Origin of the sequence: Acidipropionibacterium timonense (assembly GCF_900605005.1) — a bacterium.
Lineage (GTDB): Bacteria > Actinomycetota > Actinomycetes > Propionibacteriales > Propionibacteriaceae > Cutibacterium > Cutibacterium timonense.
Map to the genome: position 1 here is coordinate 1 of NZ_LR027569.1, position 1744 is coordinate 1744.

Here is a 1744-nt window from a genome sequence, read left to right on the forward strand (position 1 = left end):
GCTCCGGGGAGGGTCATCTGGAGGGCGGCGCGTCGGCCGATGATGGCGGGGTCGGGCTTGGGTTTGGGCTTTGCTCCGGGGGTGGTTGAGGCCTCGCATTTGTCGTGCCACCACTTGCCGCCGGGGGTGTTTGCGGGTGGCGGGAGCATGACGTCGCAGACGATGCTCTGGTTCCTGTCGGCGGCGTCGAGGGCGGCTTTGGCGTCGGCGGGGCTTTGTCCGTCGATCTGGGTGTTCTCTCGGGGGGAGTCGTTGGGATCGCCGCCGCTGTGTGAACCGCCGCCGTGACCGTGGCTCCACACGTCGACGCTGATGTCCGGACCACCACCGGTGGTCACCGCATGATCGATACCACCGTCGCTGCTGTCGGCCCAGGCGGGGAGGGCGGTGGTGAGGGTCAGGGCCAGAGCTGCTGCCAGAGCCTTCACTGTGCGGGGCATGTCGTGACCTCCGTGGACTTGTATTCGATCTGCTTGACCTTGCCGTCGTCACCGCGCCGGTACCAGGTCGTCGTGCTTCTGAGAAGGCCCTGGCCCTTGTGGCCGTCGGCCCACGTCGAGGTGACCTGGCGCCAGTCCTCGCAGGAGCGGAGGGCGATCTGGGCGCCGGGCACGCTCGTGTCGTCGATCTCGACGACGTGGCTGAGGACCGGCTTGCCTCCGGTGGCCCGGCCGCCCTTCTTCCAGATCGTGTGCAGATCTTGAGTGGTTTCGGCCAAGGCGCTGCCTTCGAGGTGTTCGGCGATCTCCGGGGGGAGTTTCTCGTCGGGCTTGAGGCCACCGAGCTTCGCCAACTCAAATCCGCGGTCGAGGAGGAGTTGCTGGGTGGCTTTGGCTTCGGCGAACGTCACCGGTTGGGCCGTCGGAGTTGGGGTGGAACTGGCGGCCGACGATGGGGTGATACTGGCGGTCGGCGTCGGCGAGCTCGTCGAGCCAGCGTCACGGCAGCCAGCTACTGACCCGGCCATCACCAGGGCACTTACGGCGATCACGACGACGCGCTTCATCGGGTACTCCTTCCATGCGGTTCCTTCACCGTGCCAGAAACCTGGCTCGTGTGGGTACCCGACACGTTCTTGGCTATCTCCAGCCGCTCCCGCCACGTCGGATGTGGGTCCATCAGCCAGGTCGTCCAGCTCCGGTCATCGCCGTGGTACTCGGCGTCGGTGAGCATGTCACGGCGCAACGCGTACCCCCCCCACGACTCGTGAAGCTCTGTGAGAAGCCTGGTCAGCACGGCCTGCCGCACCGACGCCTTCACGGCGTCGTCGTTGAGGTCCCACCGGCCGACCGCCACCGCGGCCAGCACGTCGCTGCGCTGCTGCACAAGAGTGTTGACGATCTCGACCCCGTCGGCACCCATCGGGTTGTCGTGGCGTTCGGGCGCGGCATGGAAGGTGTTGGCCTGCACCCCGGTCACCAACGCCCGCCGGTACCCGGCGAGCTGGGACGTGTCGGTGACCACACCGGTCATGATGTAGGCGGCGACCTGGTGCGCCGGACACCGATACGACTCGTCGACGAACGCCACCGGACCCGGCCGCGACTCGTACAGTGCCGCCGCCCGATAGTCCGTCAGCTTCCACGACAGCGACGGGTTCATGGGATCACCGTTCCTCCGTCTTGCCTCATGTCAAGATGTCCGGATGAGCGCAGCGCTTGCCTCAGCTGAAATGTCCGGATGGAGATGAGTCAGGCGGCGGGTTGGTCGGTCTGGGTGCGACGTTCGGCTAGGCGGATGAGCT

Annotated in this window: 2 protein-coding genes and 1 pseudogene; all 3 read right to left on the reverse strand. The window is 66.9% G+C overall.

All coding sequences use genetic code 11. The features are described from left to right. Positions 1-440, reverse strand: a pseudogene (locus E0E30_RS13195) (Tat pathway signal sequence); the annotation flags it as partial. Beyond that, a complete protein-coding gene (locus tag E0E30_RS13200; protein ID WP_130866941.1) occupies positions 425-1006 on the reverse strand; it encodes a hypothetical protein in 582 nt (193 codons plus the stop codon). The gene E0E30_RS13200 and the pseudogene E0E30_RS13195, both read right to left, overlap by 16 nt. After that, entirely contained in the window at positions 1003-1602 is a 600-nt protein-coding gene (locus tag E0E30_RS13205; protein ID WP_130866942.1) for a hypothetical protein, read from the reverse strand. Before E0E30_RS13205 ends, E0E30_RS13200 begins: the two co-directional genes overlap by 4 nt. Positions 1603-1744 lie beyond the last annotated feature (142 nt).